Source organism: Streptomyces sp. NPDC096105, from assembly GCF_044763335.1.
GTDB lineage: Bacteria > Actinomycetota > Actinomycetes > Streptomycetales > Streptomycetaceae > Streptomyces.
The window spans coordinates 328,161-347,657 of record NZ_JBIWGC010000007.1 but is presented as its reverse complement, the minus strand read 5'-3'; the positions used below and the strand labels follow the sequence as shown (position 1 = coordinate 347,657).

Annotated in this window: 17 protein-coding genes; 14 read left to right on the top strand and 3 right to left on the bottom strand. The window is 72.7% G+C overall.

The genetic code is table 11. From position 1 onward, the window contains the following. Positions 1 to 236: 236 nt before the first annotated feature. Positions 237 to 1,433, top strand: a complete 1,197-nt coding sequence (locus ACIQ8B_RS15100) for a DUF6183 family protein (protein WP_403547091.1) — start codon at positions 237 to 239, stop codon at positions 1,431 to 1,433. Positions 1,434 to 1,575: 142 nt separating this feature from the next. Here ACIQ8B_RS15100 and ACIQ8B_RS15095 read toward each other — a convergent pair whose 3' ends face one another. Then, positions 1,576 to 2,340, bottom strand: coding sequence for a GntR family transcriptional regulator (locus tag ACIQ8B_RS15095; RefSeq protein WP_403547089.1), 765 nt, complete (start codon positions 2,338 to 2,340; stop codon positions 1,576 to 1,578). A gap of 370 nt (positions 2,341 to 2,710) precedes the next feature. Between ACIQ8B_RS15095 and ACIQ8B_RS15090 the strand changes: the two genes are divergently transcribed. From ACIQ8B_RS15090 to ACIQ8B_RS15075, 4 genes are all read left to right on the top strand, one after another. Further along, positions 2,711 to 3,991, top strand: coding sequence for an extracellular solute-binding protein (locus tag ACIQ8B_RS15090; protein ID WP_403547087.1), 1,281 nt, complete (start codon positions 2,711 to 2,713; stop codon positions 3,989 to 3,991). A gap of 88 nt (positions 3,992 to 4,079) precedes the next feature. Continuing rightward, positions 4,080 to 5,066, top strand: a complete 987-nt coding sequence (locus tag ACIQ8B_RS15085) for a carbohydrate ABC transporter permease (protein WP_106411998.1) — start codon at positions 4,080 to 4,082, stop codon at positions 5,064 to 5,066. Continuing rightward, positions 5,063 to 5,896: a carbohydrate ABC transporter permease gene (locus ACIQ8B_RS15080; protein ID WP_106411997.1), complete on the top strand. Its 834-nt coding sequence runs from the start codon at positions 5,063 to 5,065 to the stop codon at positions 5,894 to 5,896. Before ACIQ8B_RS15085 ends, ACIQ8B_RS15080 begins: the two co-directional genes overlap by 4 nt. A gap of 9 nt (positions 5,897 to 5,905) precedes the next feature. Then, positions 5,906 to 7,396, top strand: a complete 1,491-nt coding sequence (locus ACIQ8B_RS15075) for a glycoside hydrolase family 3 protein (protein WP_290003955.1) — start codon at positions 5,906 to 5,908, stop codon at positions 7,394 to 7,396. 170 nt (positions 7,397 to 7,566) lie between these two features. Here the strand turns inward: ACIQ8B_RS15075 and ACIQ8B_RS15070 are convergent, their stop codons facing one another. Continuing rightward, positions 7,567 to 8,160 (bottom strand): YdeI family protein, encoded by a 594-nt coding sequence (locus ACIQ8B_RS15070; RefSeq protein ID WP_403547085.1) that lies wholly within the window; start codon positions 8,158 to 8,160, stop codon positions 7,567 to 7,569. A gap of 158 nt (positions 8,161 to 8,318) precedes the next feature. Between ACIQ8B_RS15070 and ACIQ8B_RS15065 the strand changes: the two genes are divergently transcribed. The 9 genes from ACIQ8B_RS15065 to argF all read left to right on the top strand — a co-directional run bounded on the left by ACIQ8B_RS15065 (position 8,319) and on the right by argF (position 18,912). Further along, complete coding sequence (locus ACIQ8B_RS15065) at positions 8,319 to 8,714, top strand: cell division protein SepF (protein ID WP_403547083.1); 396 nt, start codon at positions 8,319 to 8,321, stop codon at positions 8,712 to 8,714. Between the two features lie 140 nt (positions 8,715 to 8,854). Next, positions 8,855 to 10,072 carry an ATP-binding protein gene (locus tag ACIQ8B_RS15060; protein ID WP_403547081.1) on the top strand — a complete coding sequence of 406 codons (1,218 nt, stop codon included), beginning with the start codon at positions 8,855 to 8,857 and terminating at the stop codon, positions 10,070 to 10,072. Further along, positions 10,065 to 10,454 (top strand): nucleotide pyrophosphohydrolase, encoded by a 390-nt coding sequence (locus tag ACIQ8B_RS15055; RefSeq protein ID WP_403547079.1) that lies wholly within the window; start codon positions 10,065 to 10,067, stop codon positions 10,452 to 10,454. The genes ACIQ8B_RS15060 and ACIQ8B_RS15055 overlap by 8 nt, the downstream gene beginning before the upstream one ends. A 174-nt stretch (positions 10,455 to 10,628) precedes the next feature. After that, positions 10,629 to 11,099 (top strand): DUF6099 family protein, encoded by a 471-nt coding sequence (locus tag ACIQ8B_RS15050; protein WP_403547077.1) that lies wholly within the window; start codon positions 10,629 to 10,631, stop codon positions 11,097 to 11,099. A 258-nt stretch (positions 11,100 to 11,357) separates the two neighbouring features. Next, complete coding sequence (locus tag ACIQ8B_RS15045) at positions 11,358 to 12,281, top strand: LLM class F420-dependent oxidoreductase (RefSeq protein ID WP_365419371.1); 924 nt, start codon at positions 11,358 to 11,360, stop codon at positions 12,279 to 12,281. Positions 12,282 to 12,456: 175 nt separating this feature from the next. After that, positions 12,457 to 13,920 (top strand): 3' terminal RNA ribose 2'-O-methyltransferase Hen1, encoded by a 1,464-nt coding sequence (locus tag ACIQ8B_RS15040; RefSeq protein ID WP_403547075.1) that lies wholly within the window; start codon positions 12,457 to 12,459, stop codon positions 13,918 to 13,920. Beyond that, a complete protein-coding gene (locus ACIQ8B_RS15035; protein WP_403547073.1) occupies positions 13,917 to 16,496 on the top strand; it encodes a polynucleotide kinase-phosphatase in 2,580 nt (859 codons plus the stop codon). Before ACIQ8B_RS15040 ends, ACIQ8B_RS15035 begins: the two co-directional genes overlap by 4 nt. Before the next feature lie 112 nt (positions 16,497 to 16,608). Next, a complete protein-coding gene (locus tag ACIQ8B_RS15030) occupies positions 16,609 to 17,832 on the top strand; it encodes an arginine deiminase (RefSeq protein WP_290003941.1) in 1,224 nt (407 codons plus the stop codon). A 72-nt stretch (positions 17,833 to 17,904) separates the two neighbouring features. Continuing rightward, positions 17,905 to 18,912 carry an ornithine carbamoyltransferase gene (gene argF / locus ACIQ8B_RS15025; protein ID WP_403547071.1) on the top strand — a complete coding sequence of 336 codons (1,008 nt, stop codon included), beginning with the start codon at positions 17,905 to 17,907 and terminating at the stop codon, positions 18,910 to 18,912. Between the two features lie 9 nt (positions 18,913 to 18,921). Here argF and ACIQ8B_RS15020 read toward each other — a convergent pair whose 3' ends face one another. Then, positions 18,922 to 19,362, bottom strand: a complete 441-nt coding sequence (locus ACIQ8B_RS15020) for an ATP-binding protein (protein ID WP_198602430.1) — start codon at positions 19,360 to 19,362, stop codon at positions 18,922 to 18,924. Positions 19,363 to 19,497: the final 135 nt, after the last annotated feature.

Below are 19,497 nucleotides of genomic sequence, written 5' to 3'. Positions count from 1 at the left end.
TCACCAGCCATCCCCTTGACCAGACGCAGCGCCTCGGAGACGTCGTCGGCGAAGTCGTGCAGGAACTTCGCCAGCCTGCGCACCCGCTCCGGGTCACCGGGAGTCGGGTCCTTGTCCAGATCAAGGACATGCCAATCACTCGGCCGGTGACCCATGATTTCCCCCGTTGCGACGCCTCGCCCGTGGCACGTGTGCCTGAGCAAAGTTACTTGATCTCATCCTCGTAGACTCATGAGGTGAGCCACGACCAAGTGACACCTGGTGACGGCGCCTCCGAACGGCGGCGATGGGAAGAGACGGGCCCGGAGGAGCTGGAGCGTCTGGCCAGGCAGCGGCCGGAGGAGCTGCTCGCGGCGGTCGAGCGGTTGTGCCGTGGAGCGTCCGGTGAGGGAATCAGCGGAAGGCCGACGGTGCGCACCATCGGGCGGATCGCCGAGGTTCTCGCCGACACGCGCTCGCGGGGCTGTGCCGCCTATGCGGTGGACATCGTGGATCGGCTGTTGCCCCCGGAGGTCGCGGCCAGTGATGAACGTGACCGGATACGGCGCTCTGTGGCCGCGAGGTTGGCGAAAGCGCAGCCTTTCCGAAACCTCGAGTCCTTCTTCGAGGAGTTGCCGGAGGCGCTCCACGATCCTGGGGCCGAGACGCGGGCTTGCCTCCTCGGGGAACTCGCGCTGTTGGGCGCGTCGGCCGGAGTGGGCCCCGGCCGGAGTCGTCTGCGCGCGTACGCCGAGAGGCTGCGCGAACTGGAACACCCGCTGGCCTGGTTGCCCGAGATCCGGCTCGACATCGAGCACCGGTTCATGGTGAGGGTGCGAGGGCTGGGGACGGTCAAGACCTCGCAGCAACTCCGGTCCCGTTTCCCGGAAATCCCGCTGAGCGAGAGAGGCGCGGTCGCCGGGCGCGTGGCCGTCCGCGTATCCGACGGAGGGCGGACCGAGGCGGCCGCGCGGCCGTTCACCGCCGGTGGGTGGGCGCGTACGCCCGAGGTGCGGTTCTTCTCGTTGCCCGAGCCGCTCGATCCCGGCGACTTCGGCATGTCCTTCCTGGAGCAGCTTTCCCTGGACTGCCTGAGGGCGGACGCGGGCAGGCGCCGGGGCGCCGCGCTCGCCTGTGCGACGACTCCCGACGATGTGCTCAACGAGTTGTTTTCCGCGGGCTATTACGGCGGGGTCGGTGGACAGGGCCAGGGCGGCGCCTACGCGCGGCTGTATGCCTGGGACAGCCTGTACGCCCTGATGGGGCTCTCCGCCGACGTGCCCCTCCTGACAGCGGTGAGGGTCACCGCCGATCACCGGTGGGTGCGCTTCATGGCCTTCACGCCCTGGTTCCACCATGACACGGCCGATGTGGCCTTCGCCGTGCTCGATCCCACCCGTACCCGGGTCGCCGTGCTGGCCGCGACCGACACCGACCGGGAAGGTGCCGACTGAGCACGGCTCCCGGTGCCGTCCGGTCAGGTGTGCGCCACATCGGGCGCGGACGTGTGCGGGAGGTCTGCCGGGCGCCGGCCTCGGGCCGCCTCCGGGGGCCGACCGTCGTGGACCTACACCGACCGCCCGCCCGGCCCGCCCGTCAGGGCGCCGGACGCGTCAGGAGGGCCGTGAACTTGTAGCGGGACCCCCGGTACACCGACCGCACCCACTCCACCGGCGTCCCGTTCTCGTCCCGTGAGTGGCGGGACAGCAGCAGCATCGGCAGGCCCACGTCCGTGCCCAGCAGACTCGCCTCGCGCGGGGTCGCCGGGGAGGTCTCGATGGTCTCGTCGGCCTCCGCCGGACGGACCCCGTACACCTCGGCGAGGGTGGTGTAGAGGGAGGTGCAGCGGGAGAGGTTGCGGCGCAGGCCGGGGAAGCGGCGGGCGGAGAGATGGGTCGCCTCGATCGCCATCGGCTCGCCCCCGGCCAGCCGCAGCCGCTCGATGCGCAGCACCCGGTCCTCCGGCTCCACCTCCAGCAGCGCCGCCAGCTCCGCGTCGGCCGGGACGTGGCCGATGTCCAGGATCCGGGAGGCGGGGCTGAGGCCCTGCGCCCTCATGTCCTCGGTGTACGAGGTGAGTTGGAGTGTCCGGTACACCTTCGGGCGGGCCACGAACGTGCCCTTGCCCTGGAAGCGGTCGAGCCGCCCCTCGCTGACCAGCTCCAGCAGCGCCTTGCGGATCGTGGTGCGGGACGTGCCGAACTCGACGGCGAGCATCCGCTCGGCCGGCATCGGGGAGCCCGGTGCGCGCTCGTCGGTCATCTGCAGCAGCCGCTGCTTGATGAGGTAGTACTTCGGCACCCGCCGCCGGCGGCCCGGCGCCCCCGTGCCGGGCTGGGCGCTGCTGACGTCCGTGCTCATATCCGCCTTCCGGCTGCGGTGTCCGGCGCGCGGACGGCAGCGGCCGGCCGCGGTGCACGTCGGCGGACCGCCGGGATCGGCGCCGCACGCTCGGCGATCCCGTTATAACGGCGCGCTCTCACTTTGGTCTAGTCCAACCCTGCGTCCCGTCCCTCTTTGGGCGGACATCTCCGCCTCGCCCAGGGGCCGTTGCCGTTACCCAGCCGTGAGTCGGACAACCCTTGACACGACCATAGGTCTAGGCCAAGCTCCCCTTGCTGGTCTAAACCATTTAGCGGAAGCCGGGTCCCAGCCCGCCGAGCTGTTGCGCCGTTGTCAGGGTCACCGCGAGGGCGTGGGTGTGCAAGGCATTCCTGAGGAGGGGTGGCGCGTGAAGCGCAAGCTGATAGCCGCGATCGGGGTCGCGGGCATGTTGTTCTCGGTCGCCGCGTGCGGGGGCGACGACGGCGGTGACAGCGGCAAGAAGGCCGGCGCGGACGGCTACGCCGGGCAGACGCTCACCGTGTGGGTCATGGACGGCTCCTCACCGGACCAGTGGCAGAAGGACCTCGCCGCCGAGTTCGAGAAGAAGACCAAGGCGAAGATCAAGTTCGAGGTCCAGCAGTGGAACGGCATCCAGCAGAAGCTGACCACCGCCCTCTCCGAGGAGAACCCTCCGGACGTCTTCGAGATCGGCAACACCCAGACCCCCGCCTACGCCAAGACCGGCGGCCTCGCCGACCTCGGCGACCTCAAGGAGGAGATCGGCGCCGACTGGACCGAGTCCCTCAACGAGTCCTCCGTCTACGAGGGCAAGCAGTACGCCGCCCCCTGGTACTTCGCCAACCGCGTCGTCCTCTACAACAAGAAGGTCTGGGCCGACGCCGGCCTCAAGGACACCCCCAAGACCCGCGACGAGTTCTACGCCGCCCTCAAGACCATCGGTGAGAAGACCGACGCCGAGCCGATCTACCTGCCCGGCCAGAACTGGTACCACTTCGTCGGCCTGGTCATCGGCGAGGGCGGCGAACTGGTCAAGAAGGACGGCGACACGTACGTCTCCAACCTCGACGACCCCAAGGTCGCCGCGGCCACCGAGACCTACAAGAAGTTCCAGGCCCTGTCCAAGGCCCCCAAGGACAAGGACGAGGCCACCCCGCAGCAGGGCGAGGTCTTCGCCAAGGGCAACGTCGGCGCCTTCATCGGCATGGGCTGGGAGGCCGGCATCGCGATCGAGGCCAACCCGGCCATCGAGAAGCAGATCGGCTACTTCACCATCCCCGGCGCCACCGCCGGCAAGCCCGAGGGCGTCTTCCTCGGCGGCTCCAACCTCGCCGTCGCCGCGGGCAGCCAGAAGCAGGAGCTCGCCAAGGAGTTCCTGAGGCTCGCCCTCTCCGACAAGTACGAGGGCCGGCTCGCCAAGCTCAACGGCGTCATCCCCAACAAGGAGTCGCTGCAGAGCAACCTCAAGGGCAACGCCCCCGCCGAGGCCGCCGCGCCGGCCGCCGCCGTCGGCGGCACCACGCCGCTGATCCCCGAGTGGGCCGCCGTCGAGAACGACCCCAACCCGATCAAGACGTACCTGACCGCCGTCCTGAACGGCAAGTCCCCGGCCGCCGCCGCGAAGCAGGTCGAGGGCGAGTTCAACAAGCGCCTGGCGCAGCAGCAGTAACAGCGCACGCGCTCCGACCGGAGCGGGGACCGGCCGGCCAGGCGGTCCCCGCCCCGCGTTGAGCACGCCGAGAAGAGAGATCGCGAGCATGACCGTGCAGACCGAACGGCCGCCCTCCGGCCCGGTGGACGTCCGCAAGCCGGGTGACACCGCGCCCGGCGCTCCTCAACCGAGAGCCGCGTCGCGGGCCGGCGCGCTCGCCCCGTACCTCCTGCTGCTGCCCGCCTGCGCGGCCACCGTGCTGCTGCTCGGCTGGCCGCTGCTGAAGGACCTGCTGCTGTCGTTCCAGAACCTCAACATGGCGCAGCTGATCCAGCACGTCACCGAGTGGAACGGCATCGACAACTACAAGGAGGTCCTCACCGGGGAGGACTTCTGGCGGGTCACCCTCCGCTCCATCCTGTTCACGGCCGTCAACGTCGCCCTCACCATGCTGCTGGGCGCCCTGGTCGGTCTGCTGCTCGCCCGCCTCGGCAAGCGCATGCGGTTCACCCTGATGATCGGCCTGGTGCTGGCCTGGGCCATGCCCGTGGTGGCCGCCACCACCGTCTACCAGTGGCTGTTCGCGCAGCGCTTCGGCGTCGTCAACTGGGTCCTGGACAAGCTCGGCTGGCACTCCATGGCCGACTACAGCTGGACCAGCAGCCAGATGTCGACGTTCTTCGTCGTCACCCTGCTCATCGTCTGGATGTCCGTGCCGTTCGTCGCGATCAACCTCTACGCGGCGACCACCACCATCCCGAACGAGCTGTACGAGGCCGCCGCGCTCGACGGCGCCGGCGCCTGGCGCAGCTTCACCACCGTCACCCTGCCGTTCCTGCGGCCGTTCCTCTACGCCACGACGTTCCTGGAGATCATCTGGATCTTCAAGGCGTTCGTCCAGGTCTTCACCTTCAACGGCGGCGGCCCCGACCGGCTGACCGAGATCCTGCCCGTCTACGCCTACATCGAGGGCGTCGGCAACCAGCACTACGGCATGGGCGCGGCGATCGCGGTGCTGACCATCCTGATCATGCTCGGCCTGACCGCGTACTACCTCAGGATCGTGCTCAAGCAAGAGGAGGACGAGCTGTGAAGCGCTCGCTCTTCGGCCGCGTCTGGCCCAACGCCACGGCCCTCGTCGTGTTCACCGCCTGCCTCTTCCCCGTCTACTGGATGTTCGCCACGGCGCTGAAGCCGACCGGCGACATCATCGCGGAGAACCCGGTGTGGTTCCCCACGGACATCACGTTCGAGCACTTCGGGACCGCCACGGACGCCGACCACTTCTGGACGTTCGTCCGCAACTCGCTGACCGTCACCTGTCTGGCCGTGCTGTTCTCGCTGATCATCGCGCTGGCCGGCTCCTTCGCCCTGGCCCGCATGCGGTTCAGGGGACGGCGCGGCTTCATCGTGGGCTTCATGCTCGCCCAGATGGCGCCCTGGGAGGTCATGGTCATCGCGATCTACATGATCGTGCGCGACGCCTCCATGCTGAACAGCCTGGTGCCGCTGACCGCGTTCTACATGATGATGATCCTGCCCTTCACCATCCTGACGCTGCGCGGCTTCGTCGCCGCCGTGCCGAAGGAGCTGGAGGAGTCGGCGATGGTCGACGGCTGCACCCGCGCCCAGGCCTTCCGCCGGGTCATCCTGCCGCTGCTCGCGCCGGGTCTGATGTCCACCTCCATGTTCGGCTTCATCACCGCCTGGAACGAGTTCCCGCTCGTCCTGGTGCTCAGCAAGGAGTCCGGCGGCGCGCAGACCCTGCCGCTGTGGCTGTCCAGCTTCCAGACCCAGTTCGGCGACGACTGGGGCGCGACCATGGCCGCCTCCTCCCTGTTCGCCGTCCCGATCCTGATCCTCTTCGTCTTCCTGCAGCGCCGGGCCGTCAGCGGTCTCACCGCGGGCGCCGTGAAGGGATAACGCGACCTGATGACGACCATCACCACCGGTGCCCGCACCCTCACCCGGGACGCGCTCGCCGTGCTGCAGCCGGGGTTCACCGGCACCACCGCGCCCGACTGGGTCCGGCGCAGGCTGGCCGAGGGCCTGGTCTCCGTCGCCCTGTTCGGCCGCAACGTCGCCGACCCCGAGCAGGTCACCGCCCTCACCGCCCAGCTGCGGGCCGAACGGGACGACCTGCTGGTGGCCATCGACGAGGAGGCCGGCGACGTCACCCGCCTCGAGGTCCGCACCGGCTCCTCGTTCCCCGGCAACCACGCCCTCGGCGCCGTCGACGACCCCGCCCTCACCCGGCGGGTGGCCCGCGAACTGGGCCGCCGGCTCGCCGCGTGCGGCGTCAACCTCAACTGGGCGCCCTCGGCCGACGTCAACGCCAACCCCGACAACCCGGTGATCGGCGTCCGCTCCTTCGGCCACGAGCCGGCCCTGGTCGCCCGGCACACCGCCGCCTACGTCGAGGGCCTGCAGTCCACCGGCGTCGCCGCCTGCACCAAGCACTTCCCCGGCCACGGCGACACCAGCGTCGACTCCCACCACGCGCTCCCGCAGATCGACCTGGACCCCGCCACGCTGCACGAGCGTGAACTACGGCCGTTCCGCGCCGCCATCGAGGCCGGCACCCGCGCCGTCATGACCGCCCACATCCGGGTGCCCGTGCTCGACCCCGACCTCCCCGCCACCCTCTCCCCGCGCATCCTCACCGGCCTGCTGCGCGACGAACTCGGCTACGACGGCCTCATCGTCACCGACGGCATGGAGATGGGCGCCGTCGCCGGCACCTACGGCCTCGAACACGGGGCCGTGCTGGCCATCGCGGCCGGCGCCGACGCGATCTGCGTGGGCGGCGGACTCAGCGACGAGGGCACGGTGCAGCGGCTCCAGGACGCCCTGGTCGCCGCCGTCCGCTCCGGCGAACTGCCCGAGGAGCGGCTCGCCGACGCCGCCGCCCGGGTCAGGTCGCTGGCCGCGTGGACGACCGGCGTGCGGCGCGCGCCCGACGCCGCCGACGACCCCGCGCCGGAGATCGGGCTGACCGCCGCCCGCCGCGCGGTGACCGTCACCCGCGCCGCCGGCTCCGCCCCGGTCACCGCGCCCGTCTACGTCGCCACGTTCAGCCCCGCCCCGAACATCGCGGTGGGCGACGAGACCCCGTGGGGCGTCGGCGCGGAGCTGGAGCGGCTGCTCCCGGGCACCGTCACCGGCCACTTCAGCGGCCCCGACGCCGGCGCCGAGGCGCTCCGCGCGGCGAACGGCCGGCGGGTCGTCGCCGTGGTCCGCGACGAGCACCGGCACCCGTGGATGGGCGCGGCCCTGGACACGCTGATCGTCGCCGGGCCGGACACCGTGGTCGTGGAGATGGGCGTACCGCAGTCCGCGCCGCGCGGCGCCCTGCACATCGCCACCCATGGGGCGGCCCGCGTCTGCGGGGTGGCCGCGGCGGAGGCGGTCCTGGCGGGCTGACCGTCCCCCGGGGGGCCGCGCCCCCGGGCCCCCTGCCGGCCAGGGCCGGTCTCGTCCTCGGACGCCGGACGGGCTGCACACAGCCCCTCCGGCGTCCGAGGAGCGGGGTCCGGGGCGGAGCCCCGGGGCCGGGACGGGAAGGGGCGGAGGGGGCGGACACCCCTGGGTCCTCACGGGTACAGCTTCTCCCCCTCGGCCAGCATGGCCACGAACTTCTCGATCCGCGCCGCCCGCGTCCGCGCCCGCTTCGCCTCCTCGATCCGGTGCAGGATCGCGTAACGGTTGCGGCTGTCCAGCGCCTCGAAGAACTCCCTGGCCGCGGCGGGCGCCGCGGCCAGGGCGGCACGCAGGTCGTCGGGGACGGTCGCGGTGCGCTGACTCGCGTAGGCGGCCTCCCAGCGGCCGTCCGCCCGCGCCTTCTCCACCTCCCGCAGACCGGCCGGCCGCATGCGGCCCTGCTCGATCAGGTCGAGCGCCTTCTGCCGGTTGACGGCGGACCACCTGCTGCGCGGGCGGCGCGGGGTGAAGCGCTGGATCCAGTGCGTCTCGTCCAGGCTCTTCTTGTGCCCGTCGATCCAGCCGAAGCAGAGGGCGGACTCCAGGGCGGTGGCGTAGTCGATGCCGGGGAGCCCCGATCCCTTCCGCGGGATCTTCAGCCATACGCCCCGGGCGTCGCCTTGATGTTCCTCCAGCCACGCCTCCCAGTCCTCCTGGGTCCCGAAAGCCAGCACCGGGCCCGTCCCGCCGTCCGTCTCACCAGCCATGCGTCCATGCAAACCGTCTTCGGCGGCAAGGTCAACGTCCCCCCGGCACCGGGTTGTTGCGGGACGAACGATGGCGGAGCGTGTCGTTATTGGGCCGAACGGGTGACCATGGGTAAGAATTGGCTGATGCAGACAGCCAGCGCGACAGGGGACGGAGCATGCCGGTGAGCAGCCACGATGTCACCGACGAACAGTGGGAGGGGCTCGCCCAGGTCGTGCCGCTGCGAGGCCGCGACGCGTGGCCGTCCTCGGTCGGCCACCGCGCCAGGCCGGAGGCCCGCACGGAGGCACGGCGCCGCTTCGTCGTCCTCCGCGTGAACGTCTTCGCGGACGCCCGCGAGGTCGCCGAGACCCTGATGTCCGGCATACCCGTCCTGCTGGACCTGACCAGCGCGGAACCGGACGTCGCCAAGCGCGTCCTCGACTTCAGCACGGGCGTCGTCTTCGGCCTCGCCAGCGGAATGCACCGCGTGGACCGCAACGTCTTCCTCCTCACGCCGGAGGGCATGGAGGTCACGGGGTTGATGGAGGGCGTGGGGGCGCCGGGGGCGTAGGGCGCGCGGGGTGTGCGCCCGGTGCGGGGCGCGTGCGGCGCGAGGGCGCGGGGCGCGCGACGGACGTGTGCCGTCCGTTCGCGGGAAGGGACCGGTGGCGGAACGGTTCGGCGGGGCGGGGAGCGTTTAGCGTCCGGCGCATGACCCCGCCGCCCCCGCCCCAGCCGGTCGCGACCACGCCCCCGCAGTCCGCCGAACCGCTCACGCGCGCTCCCGTGGACGCCGTGCGGGCGCGGCGGTCCGGGCTGCCGCGGGTCACCGAGCTGCTGCTCTCCGCCTTCGCCGGGCACCGCGGCACCACGTTCCGCCTGGGCGACCTCACGCTGTTCGCCGGGTCCAGCGGCAGCGGCAAGACCACCGTGCTGCGCGCGTACGAGGCGCTCGCCCGGCTCGGCGGCGGGGCCGGACTGGGCGAGGTGTTCCCGGACCCGTCGGCCTGCGTCCCGGAGCGGGCCCGGCCCGACGCCCAGCGCCGCCGCGGCTTCCGCATCGGCTGCACCGCCGACGGGCCCGAAGGACCGGTCCGCCTGGAGGTCGCCGTCCAGGCGGAACCCGAACTGCGCATCGTGGGGGAGCGGTTGTCCGCGGGCGGCCTGGTCCTGCTGGAGACCGCGCTGCGCGACCCCCGCCGGCGCGCCGTGCAGGCCGCCTGGCACACGGCGGGCGCCACCGCCGTCACCCGCGCGCCCCTCCCCGACGACCGCCTCGGCACCGCGCTGCTGCCGCTGCGCGTGGCCGGTACGACCGCGGGTCAGCTCCGGGTGCTGGCCGCGGCCGAGCAGATGCTGGTGGCGCTGCGCTCCGTCTTCCCCTGCGACCCCCGCCCCGAGCGGATGCGCGACCCCGTCCCGGCGGGCACCGGCCGGCTGCTCGGCGGCTGCGACAACCTCCCCGACGTGCTGGGGCGCACCCGCTCCGAATGCACCCGCCGTCACGCGCTCCTGGTGGACGCGGTACGCGTCGGCTGCGCCGGACCCGTCGCCGACCTCCTCGCCGAGCCGTGCGACGCCGGCCGCCTGGTGCGCGCCGTGCTGGGCCGGGGCGACGGCGTCCGCACCGAGCTGCGGCGGCTCGGCGACGGCGAACTGCGCTACATCGCCCTCGCGCTGGTGCTGCTCACCGGACCCGGCGTGCTGGAGGCCGACGTGCCGGGCGAGGTGCCGGCCGCCCTGCAGTGCCTCACCGTCCTCGCCGACAACCTGGACCGGTCGCTCGACCCGGCCCAGCGCGCGGCCCTGCTGGCGCTGGCGGCGCGGATGTGCGAGCGCGGGCACATCCGCCTGGCCGGTGCGCTGAGCGACGCCACCTGGGCCGCCGGGGTGCCCGGGGCGACCGTGGTACACCTGAGGCGTGACTGATCCGCACGACGACGCGGCCCGGCCGCCCGACGACCTGCCCGCGCTCCGGCGCCGCCTCGCCGCGTTCGCCGCCGCGCGGGACTGGCAGCCGTACCACACGCCGAAGAACCTGGTCGCCGCGCTGAGCGTGGAGGCGGCCGAACTCCAGGAGATCTTCCAGTGGCTGACCCCGGAGGAGTCCGCCCGTGTGATGGACGACCCGGACACCGCGCACCGCGTCACCGACGAGGTGGCCGATGTGCTCGCCTACCTCCTGCAGTTCTGCGAGGTCCTCGGCGTCGATCCGCTGGCCGCCCTGGCCGAGAAGATCGACCGGAACGAGCACAGGTTCCCGGCGCCCGGGCCGGAGCGGTCCGCCGCTCCGCCGCGCGCCCAGGAGTAACTCCTTCCGTTGTCACGCTCCGTGTTCGAAAACCCGGCCTGGTTCGAATTGGTGTCCACAGATTTCGGACTTCCTCTGGCCTTTTGTCTCACAGAGCTTCACTCTGGGTAGTGAACAAGGGAGTTCAGCGGATGCGGACGCGTGGGCAGCGCGTCGGACGGACGGGGGCAGCGCATGGACGCTGTGCGGCTCATCGTGACGAGCAGAAGGGCCCTGGCCGCCGGCGGCGGTGTGCCGGAGCTGCTGACCGAGGTGTGGCAGGCGCAGGCGCTGGCCCAGGCGATAGGGAGCCGCCTGGCCCTCGCCGGACCGCCCCGGCTGCGTGACGCGGCCCGGGGACTGGCCGATCTGGCCGACCGGGGCTGCGGCGTCCTGGACCGGCCGCCGCTCGACCCCGGTGAACTGCGCGCGGCCCGGCTCACCGAGCTGGGGGACACCCGCCCGTGCCTGACGCACCTCGGCGGCCTGCTCGGCGACGTCGGCATCGCCCTGGTCGGCATCGCCTGCGCCGCCGACGAGGAGGCGACGTACTGGAGCTGTGTCGAGGCCATCGACGCGGCGGACGAGGCGCGGGACCGTGTCCGCGACATGCTCCGCAAGCTGGCGGAGCGGGAGGCGGCGGCACCGCAGCGGGAGGCCGGCTGACACGCGCCCCCACCCGCCTCGCCGATCCCCACCCCCCTCCGGCGACCCCGCCCGGACGCTCAGCGGCTCGTGCGCCCCTCCGCCCCGGCACCGCCCCGCCCCGGCACGACGGCCGGCGCGGGAGCCGGACGCCCCGGCTCCGAACGAGCCGGCGATCTTCCTCACCCCCGGCCACGACCGGCCGCCCCACCGGCGTGCGGCGAGGCACGCCGGTGCCCCCCGCGCGCTCCCGCGCCCGAAGGCGTGCAGGATGGAGACATGGATCTTCGCATCTTCACCGAGCCCCAGCAGGGGGCCACCTACGACACCTTGCTCACCGTCGCCAAGGCCACCGAGGACCTCGGCTTCGACGCCTTCTTCCGCTCCGACCACTACCTGAGCATGGGCTCCGCGGACGGCCTGCCCGGTCCCACCGACGCCTGGATCACCCTCGCCGGACTCGCCCGCGAGACCAAGCGCATCCGTCTCGGCACGCTGATGACGGCGGGCACCTTCCGGCTCCCCGGCGTGCTCGCCATCCAGGTCGCCCAGGTCGACCAGATGTCCGGCGGCCGGGTCGAACTGGGCCTCGGCGCGGGCTGGTTCGAGGAGGAGCACAAGGCGTACGGCATCCCCTTCCCCAAGGAGAAGTTCGCCCGCCTCGAGGAGCAGCTGGAGATCGTCACCGGTCTGTGGGCCACCGAGACCGGCAAGACCTTCGACTTCCACGGCACCTACTACGACCTCACCAAGTCGCCCGCGCTGCCCAAGCCCGCCCAGTCCAAGGTGCCCGTGCTGATCGGCGGCCACGGCGCCAAGCGCACCCCGCGCCTCGCGGCCCGCTACGCGGACGAGTTCAACATCCCCTTCGCGTCCGTCGAGGACTCCGCGGCCCAGTTCGACCGCGTCCGGAACGCCGCCCGTGAGGCCGGCCGCGACCCCGGCGACCTCGTCTACTCCAACGCCCTCGTCGTCTGCGTCGGCCGCGACGACCAGGAGGTGGCCCGCCGTGCCGCCGCGATCGGCCGCGAGGTCGACGAGCTCAAGGCGAACGGCCTGGCGGGCTCCCCGGCCGAGGTCGTCGACAAGATCGGCCGTTACGCCGAGATCGGCTCCCGCCGCGTCTACCTCCAGGTGCTCGACCTGGCCGACCTGGACCACCTGGAGCTGATCTCCTCCGAGGTCCAGTCCCAGCTGTCCTGACCCGGTCCGGAGCGGGGCCGCCCCCACCGGGGCGGCCCCGCTCCGCGTCCGCCCCCGCCCCCGCCTCCGGCGCGAAAAATCCAGGGACCACCGCGAGACCTTCGCTGTACGTTGGGCCGACACCGGGATCCCGGTGTGTACCCGCAGCTCAGAAGGTGTCTCGAGGTGTGACTCCGTGTTCCTGACGATCAGTGCCACCGGCTCCGCGCAGCGCCCGGCGACCGACCTCGGTCATCTGTTGCACAAGCATCCCGAGAAGGCGCAGGCGTTCTCCACGTCGTACGGCACGGCGCACGTCCTCTACCCCGAGGCGGACGCCGAACGCTGCACGGCGGCGCTGCTGCTGGAGGTCGACGCGGTGGCACTGGTCCGGCGCGGCAAGGGCAAGGGCCGCGGCGGCGCGCCTGACGCCGCCCTCGCGCAGTACGTCAACGACCGCCCGTACGCGGCCTCCTCGCTGCTCGCCGTCGCCCTCGGCTCGGTCTTCTCCACCGCCATGCGCGGCGTGTGCGCCGCCCGCCCGGAGCTGCCGGGCACCCCGCTGCCGCTGCGCGTCGAGGTGCCCGCGCTGCCCGCGCGCGGCGGCGCCGGCCTGGTCCGCCGCCTCTTCGAGCCGCTCGGCTGGACGGTCGCCGCGGAGCCCGTGCCGCTGGACACCGAGTTCCCGGAGTGGGGCGACTCGCGCTACCTGCGCCTGACCCTGGAGGCCGCGGCCCTCACCCTCGCCGAGGCCCTGCGCCACCTCTACGTGCTGCTCCCGGTCCTCGACGACGCCAAGCACTACTGGGTCTCCTCCGACGAGGTCGACAAGCTGCTGCGCGCCGGTGACGGCTGGCTGGCCGGCCACCCCGAGCGGGAGCTGATCACCCGCCGCTACCTGTCCCACCGCTGGTCGCTGACCCGGCAGGCGAAGGAGCGCCTGGAGCTGATCCGGCTGGCCGAGGCGGACGACAGCGAGGTCGAGGACCTCGACAACGCCGTCGAGCCGGAGACCGAGGACGAGGAGAGGCCCACCCCGCTCGCCGTGCGGCGCCGCGAGGCGATCCTCGCCGTGCTGCGCGCGTCCGGCGCGGCCCGGGTGCTCGACCTCGGCTGCGGTCAGGGCCAGTTGGTGCAGGCGCTGCTGAAGGACCCGGCGTTCACCGAGATCGTCGGCGTCGACGTGTCGATGCGGGCGCTCACCCTCGCCTCCCGACGGCTCAAGCTGGACCGCATGGGGGAGCGGCAGGCGTCCCGCGTGACCCTGCTGCAGGGCTCCCTCGCCTACACCGACCGGCGGCTGGCCGGCTACGACACGGCCGTGCTCAGCGAGGTGGTCGAGCACCTCGACCCGCCCCGGCTGCCCGCCCTGGAGTACGCGGTGTTCGGCGCCGCCCGCCCCCGGACGGTGTGCGTCACCACCCCGAACGCCGAGTACAACGTGCGCTGGGAGAGCCTGCCGGCCGGACACGTCCGGCACGGCGACCACCGCTTCGAGTGGACCCGCGAGGAGTTCCGCGGCTGGGCCCGGACCGTCGCCGGACGCCACGGCTACGACGTGGAGTTCCTGCCCGTCGGGCCGGACGACCCCGAGGTCGGCCCGCCCACCCAGATGGCCGTGTTCCGGCTCGGCACCCCGACGGAGGCGAAGGCCGCATGACCACCACCGACACCACCACCGCACAGGGCCGCGCCCTGCCGGTCACCGACCTGTCCCTGGTCGTGCTGATCGGCGCTTCCGGCTCGGGCAAGTCCACCTTCGCGCGCCGCCACTTCAAGCCGACGGAGGTCATCTCCTCCGACTTCTGCCGGGGGCTGGTCGCCGACGACGAGAACGACCAGAGCGCCTCCCGCGACGCCTTCGACGTGCTGCACTACATCGCCGGCAAGCGCCTCGCGGCCGGCCGCCGCACCGTGGTCGACGCCACCAGCGTGCAGCAGGACGCCCGGCGCCGGCTGATCGACCTGGCCAAGCGGCACGACGTGCTGCCCATCGCCGTCGTCCTGGACGTGCCCGAGGAGGTGTGCGCCGAGCGCAACGCGGCCCGCGCCGACCGCGCCGACATGCCCCGCCGGGTCATCCGCCGCCACACCCGCGAACTCCGGCGCAGTCTGCGCCACCTGGAGCGCGAGGGGTTCCGCAAGGTGCATGTGCTGCGCGGCGTGGAGGAGATCGAGCACGCCACCGTCGTCACCGAGAGGCGGTTCAACGACCTCACCCACCTCACCGGACCGTTCGACATCGTCGGCGACGTCCACGGCTGCTCCTCCGAGCTGGAGGCGCTGCTCGGCAAGCTGGGCTACGCCGACGGCGTCCACCCGGAGGGCCGCACCGCCGTGTTCGTCGGCGACCTCGTCGACCGCGGCCCCGACAGCCCCGGAGTGCTGCGCCGTGTGATGGCGATGGTGAAGTCGGGCAACGCCCTGTGCGTGCCCGGCAACCACGAGAACAAGTTCGGCCGCTACCTCAAGGGCCGCAACGTCCAGCACACCCACGGGCTCGCCGAGACCGTCGAGCAGATGGCGGGCGAGAGCGAGGAGTTCCGCGCCGAGGTGCGGGAGTTCGTCGACGGCCTGGTCAGCCACTACGTCCTCGACGGCGGCCGGCTCGTGGTCTGCCACGCCGGTCTGCCGGAGAAGTACCACGGCCGCACCTCCGGCCGGGTCCGCAGCCACGCCCTGTACGGCGACACCACCGGCGAGACCGACGAGTTCGGGCTGCCCGTGCGCTACCCGTGGGCCGAGGACTACCGCGGCCGGGCCGCCGTCGTCTACGGCCACACGCCCGTCCCCGAGGCGACCTGGCTCAACAACACCATCTGCCTGGACACCGGCGCGGTGTTCGGCGGCAGGCTCACCGCGCTGCGCTGGCCGGAGCGCGAACTCGTGGACGTGCCCGCCGAGCGGGTCTGGTACGAGCCGGCCCGGCCGCTGCGCGCCGAGGCGCCCGGCGGGCACGAGGGACGCCCGCTGGACCTGGCGGACGTGCAGGGCCGGCGGGTCGTGGAGACCCGGCACATGGGCCGGGTGTCCGTGCGCGAGGAGAACGCGGCGGCGGCGCTGGAGGTGATGAGCCGGTTCGCGCTCGACCCCCGGCTGCTGCCGTACCTCCCGCCGACCATGGCGCCCACCGCCACCTCCCGGCTCGACGGCTACCTGGAGCACCCGGTCGAGGCCTTCGCCCGCTACGCGCAGGACGGCGTGGCCCGGGTGGTGTGCGAGGAGAAGCACATGGGGTCGCGCGCGGTCGCCCTGGTGTGCCGTGACGCGGATGTGGCGGCCCGGCGGTTCGGCGCCGCCGGGGGTGAGACGGGCTCGCTGTACACCCGTACCGGCCGGCCGTTCTTCGACGACGCGGCCGTCACCGAGGAGATCCTCGGCCGGCTGCGCACGGCGGTCGCCGAGGCCGGGCTGTGGGAAGAGCTCGCGGGATCCGACAGCGCCTCCGGCGCGGGCGACTGGCTGCTGCTGGACGCCGAGCTGATGCCGTGGTCGCTGAAGGCGTCCGGGCTGCTGCGCACCCAGTACGCGGCGGTCGGCGCCGCGGCCGGCGCGGTCCTCCCGGCCGCGCTCGCGGCGCTGGAGGGGGCCGCGGCGCGCGGTGTCGACGTGGGGGAGCTGCTGACCCGCCAGCGCGAGCGCGCCGGTGCGGCGGCCGGGTTCACCGACGCGTACCGCCGCTACTGCTGGACCACCGACGGGCTGGACGGCGTGCGTCTCGCGCCGTTCCAGATCCTCGCCGTCCAGGGCCGCAGCCTGGCCGCGCTGCCGCACGACCGGCAGCTCGCCCTGATCGACCGCATGGTCGAGCACGACGCCACGGGACTGCTGCGGACCACCCGCCGGCTCCACGTCGACACCGGCGACCCCGAGTCGGTGCGGGCCGGTGTGGACTGGTGGCTGGAGATGACCGGACGCGGCGGCGAGGGCATGGTCGTCAAGCCGGTCGACGCCCTGGCCCGCGACGGCGCCGGACGCCTGGTGCAGCCGGGCATCAAGTGCCGCGGCCGGGAGTACCTGCGGATCATCTACGGTCCCGATTACACCCGCCCGGAGAACCTGGCGCGGCTGCGGTCCCGCTTCCTCGGCCACAAGCAGTCCCTCGCCCTGCGCGAGTACGCCCTCGGCCTGGAGGCCCTGGACCGGCTCGCGGACGGGGAGCCGCTGTGGCGGGTCCACGAGCCGGTGTTCGCGGTGCTCGCCCTGGAGTCGGAGCCGGTCGACCCGCGTCTGTGAGGCGGGCGGGGGCGGAGGCGTGACCCTCCGCCCCCGCCGCGGTCCCGCGCGCGGCGGACGGGATTCGGCGGGGCAGGGATGAACCCGGGCCGGGGCGGTCAGGATGGAAGGCATGACCTACCACGTCGACTCCGAGGTCGGGCGGCTGCGCCGCGTCATCCTGCACCGGCCCGATCTCGAGCTCAAAAGGCTCACCCCGAGCAACAAGGACGCGCTGCTCTTCGACGACGTGCTCTGGGTGCGCCGAGCGCGCGCGGAGCACGACGGCTTCGCGGACGTGCTGCGCGACCGGGGCGTCGCCGTCCACCTCTTCGGCGACCTGCTCACCGAGACGCTGGAGCTGCCCGAGGCGCGCGCGCTCGTGCTGGACCGGGTCTTCGACGAGAAGGAGTACGGCCCGCTGGCCACCGACCACCTGCGCGCCGCGTTCGAGGCGCTGCCCGCGCGGGAGCTGGCCGAGGCGCTGGTCGGCGGGATGACCAAGCGGGAGTTCCTCGACTCCCACCCCGAGCCGGTCTCCGTGCGCTTCCACGTGATGGAGCTGGACGACTTCCTGCTCCGCCCGCTGCCCAACCACCTCTTCACCCGCGACACCTCCGCCTGGATCTACGACGGCGTCGCCATCAACGCCATGCGGTGGCCGGCCCGGCAGCGCGAGACCGTGCACTTCGAGGCGATCTACCGGCACCACCCGCTGTTCCGGGACGCGTCCTTCTCCCTCTGGTCCGAGGGGCAGGCCGACTACCCGTCCACCATCGAGGGCGGGGACGTGCTGGTGATCGGCAACGGCGCGGTGCTGATCGGCATGAGCGAGCGGACCACCCCGCAGGCCGTGGAGATGCTCGCGCACAAGCTGTTCGCGGCGGGCTCGGCGCGCACCATCGTCGCCCTCGACATGCCGAAGAGACGCGCCCTGATGCATCTCGACACCGTGATGACCATGGTCGACGGCGACACCTTCACCCAGTACGCGGGCCTCGGCATGCTCCGCTCGTACACCATCGAGCCGGGCGTCGACGAGAAGGAGCTGAAGGTCACCGACCATCCGCCGGAGCACATGCACCGGGCGATCGCCGCCGCGCTCGGCCTGAGCGAGATCCGGGTGCTCACCGCCACCCAGGACGTGCACGCGGCCGAACGGGAGCAGTGGGACGACGGCTGCAACGTGCTCGCCGTCGAGCCGGGCGTGGTCGTCGCCTACGAGCGGAACGTCACCACAAACACCCACCTGCGGAAACAGGGCATCGAGGTGATAGAGATCCCGGGCAGCGAGCTGGGCCGGGGCCGGGGCGGGCCGCGCTGCATGAGCTGCCCGGTCGAGCGGGACGCCGTATGAGGGACGCTGTATAGAATTACGGCTCATCGTATAGACTTCCATGGTTCGTGTCCCCCAGTCCTGGAGCGCCCCATGGCGACAGTCCCGACCCCCCTCGCCGGCCGTCACTTCCTCAAGGAGGCCGACTTCACCGCGGAGGAGTTCCGCGGCCTGCTGGAGCTGGCCGCGGAACTGAAGGCCGCCAAGCGGGCCGGGACCGAGACGCCGTACCTGCGCGGGAAGAACATCGCGCTGATCTTCGAGAAGACCTCGACCCGCACCCGCTGCGCCTTCGAGGTCGCCGCCGCCGACCAGGGGGCCTCGACGACGTACCTCGACCCCTCCGGCTCGCAGATGGGCCACAAGGAGTCGGTGAAGGACACCGCCCGCGTGCTGGGCCGGATGTACGACGGGATCGAGTACCGGGGCGACAGCCAGGCCAAGGTCGAGGAACTGGCCGCGTACGCGGGCGTGCCCGTCTACAACGGGCTCACCGACGACTGGCACCCCACCCAGATGCTCGCCGACGTGCTCACCATGACCGAGCACAGCGACAAGCCGCTCACCGAGATCGCCTTCGCCTACCTCGGTGACGCCCGCTTCAACATGGGCAACTCCTACCTGGTCACCGCGGCCCTGCTGGGCATGGACGTGCGCATCGTCGCCCCCAAGACGTACTGGCCCGCGCAGGAGGTCGTCGACCGCGCCCGCGAGCTGGCCGCCGTCGGCGGGGCCCGGATCACCCTCACCGAGGAGATCGCCGAGGGCGTGGCGGGCGCCGACTTCGTCGCCACCGACGTGTGGGTGTCCATGGGGGAGCCCAGGGAGGTCTGGGGCGAGCGGATCGCCGCCCTCGCGCCGTACACGGTGACCATGGACGTGCTGCGCGCCACCGGCAACCCGGACGTCGGCTTCCTGCACTGCCTGCCGGCCTTCCACGACCTGGGCACCGCGGTCGGGCGGGACGTGTACGAGGCGCACGGCCTGGAGTCGCTGGAGGTGACCGACGAGGTGTTCGAGTCGGCGCACTCGCTGGTCTTCGACGAGGCCGAGAACCGCATGCACACCATCAAGGCGGTCCTGGTCGCCACCCTCGCCTGAGGGTCCGCGTCAGACCGGGCGCCGCTGCCCGGGCAGCCGGAACCACACAGCCTTGCCGGACTCGGTGGGGCGGTGCCCGCACGACGAGCTGAGCGTGCGGATCAGCAGCAGCCCGCGCCCGTGCTCCTGCCACGGGTCGGGCAGCTCCAGGTCGGGGCGGGTGAGGTCGCCGGGCGGCTCCGGGTCCGCGTCGTGCACCTCCACCTGGAAGCCGCTCGGCAGCAGCCGCAGGACCAGCTCGATCGGGGTGGCGCCGGAGGTGTGCTCCACGGCGTTCGCCACCAGCTCCGCCGTCAGCAGCTCCGCCGTGTCGCAGTCGGCGGAGTGCTCCCGCTCGGCCAGCGCGGTGCGCACCAGGGCACGCGCGACGGGCACGGCCGCGGTCGTGTGCGGCAGCGCGACGCGCCAGGAGGCGGGGGCGGGGGGTTCGTGCACAGTGGTTCCGTTCATGGAGCGGGCGCTCCGTGTTCGCGTCCCCATGGTACGGCGCGCGTCGTCCCGCCGTGCGCCCCGGCCCCGGGGCGTGGAGGGCCGGGGACGAGCGGGTGGGCCTCCGCACGGTGGAGCGGGTAGTCCTGCGCGCAC

Excerpts from the sequence above, each read along its gene's own strand:
- ACIQ8B_RS15095 (WP_403547089.1), bottom strand. The coding sequence starts at position 2,340 with ATGAGCACGGACGTCAGCAGCGCCCAGCCCGGCACGGGGGCGCCGGGC.
- ACIQ8B_RS15085 (WP_106411998.1), top strand. The coding sequence starts at position 4,080 with ATGACCGTGCAGACCGAACGGCCGCCCTCCGGCCCGGTGGACGTCCGC.
- ACIQ8B_RS15075 (WP_290003955.1), top strand. The coding sequence starts at position 5,906 with ATGACGACCATCACCACCGGTGCCCGCACCCTCACCCGGGACGCGCTC.
- ACIQ8B_RS15070 (WP_403547085.1), bottom strand. The coding sequence starts at position 8,160 with ATGGCTGGTGAGACGGACGGCGGGACGGGCCCGGTGCTGGCTTTCGGG.
- ACIQ8B_RS15065 (WP_403547083.1), top strand. The coding sequence starts at position 8,319 with ATGCCGGTGAGCAGCCACGATGTCACCGACGAACAGTGGGAGGGGCTC.
- ACIQ8B_RS15060 (WP_403547081.1), top strand. The coding sequence starts at position 8,855 with ATGACCCCGCCGCCCCCGCCCCAGCCGGTCGCGACCACGCCCCCGCAG.
- ACIQ8B_RS15050 (WP_403547077.1), top strand. The coding sequence starts at position 10,629 with ATGGACGCTGTGCGGCTCATCGTGACGAGCAGAAGGGCCCTGGCCGCC.
- ACIQ8B_RS15045 (WP_365419371.1), top strand. The coding sequence starts at position 11,358 with ATGGATCTTCGCATCTTCACCGAGCCCCAGCAGGGGGCCACCTACGAC.
- ACIQ8B_RS15035 (WP_403547073.1), top strand. The coding sequence starts at position 13,917 with ATGACCACCACCGACACCACCACCGCACAGGGCCGCGCCCTGCCGGTC.
- ACIQ8B_RS15030 (WP_290003941.1), top strand. The coding sequence starts at position 16,609 with ATGACCTACCACGTCGACTCCGAGGTCGGGCGGCTGCGCCGCGTCATC.
- argF (WP_403547071.1), top strand. The coding sequence starts at position 17,905 with ATGGCGACAGTCCCGACCCCCCTCGCCGGCCGTCACTTCCTCAAGGAG.
- ACIQ8B_RS15020 (WP_198602430.1), bottom strand. The coding sequence starts at position 19,362 with ATGAACGGAACCACTGTGCACGAACCCCCCGCCCCCGCCTCCTGGCGC.